Origin of the sequence: Mesorhizobium sp. M1E.F.Ca.ET.063.01.1.1 (assembly GCF_003998155.1) — a bacterium.
Taxonomy (GTDB): Bacteria; Pseudomonadota; Alphaproteobacteria; order Rhizobiales; family Rhizobiaceae; genus Mesorhizobium.
In genome coordinates this window covers 1-699 of sequence record NZ_RZSC01001409.1, presented here as the reverse complement: position 1 = coordinate 699, position 699 = coordinate 1, and the positions used below count along the sequence as shown (strand labels likewise).

Annotated in this window: 1 protein-coding gene; it reads right to left on the bottom strand. The window is 63.2% G+C overall.

Features of this window, described 5'->3' with window-relative positions:
* The coding region (locus EOA29_RS38890) for a histidine kinase dimerization/phospho-acceptor domain-containing protein (RefSeq protein ID WP_127222543.1) at nucleotides 1-699 on the bottom strand (699 nt) is incomplete at both ends.

Genomic DNA, 699 nt, shown 5'->3' with positions numbered 1-699 from the left:
ACAGGATCGATGACTTTCATCTCCGGCTTCGGCATACGGGCGAAGGCCGAGAATTCGTCGACCATGCGGCCGATGTCCTCGACCTGGCGGATGATGGTGTCGGTGCACTGATCGAAGACCTCGCGGTCCTCGGTGATGACCTTGCCGTAACGGCGCCTGATGCGCTCGGCCGAGAGCTGGATCGGCGTCAGCGGATTCTTGATCTCATGGGCGATGCGCCGCGCGACGTCCGCCCAGGCGGACGAGCGCTGCGCCTGAACCAGATCGGTGATGTCGTCGACGGTGACGACATAGGATTTTTCTTCTGCGGCCTCGTCTTCTGCCTCGACTGTGACCTGGACATTGAAGGTCCGTTCCATGCCGGCGCGGAAGAAGGTGACCTGCTCGCGATAGACCGGCTTGCCGGACTGGCGGCCGATCTCGAAGACGCGGCCGACATGCGGCAGGATGGCCGACAGGTTCTGTCCGAGCGCGGCACTTGCCGAGATCGCGAGCATCGTTTCGGCCGAGCGATTGACGATGGTGACGATGCCGTACGGATCGACGCCGATGACGCCGGCGGTGACGCCTGCCAGCACCGCCTCCGAGAAGCGCCGCCGCTCGTCGATCAGATCCTTGGCCGATAGCAACTCGTTGCGCTGCGATTTGAGCTCGAGGATCATGTTGTTGAAGGTGTCGCCAAGCGAGGCCACATCGCCG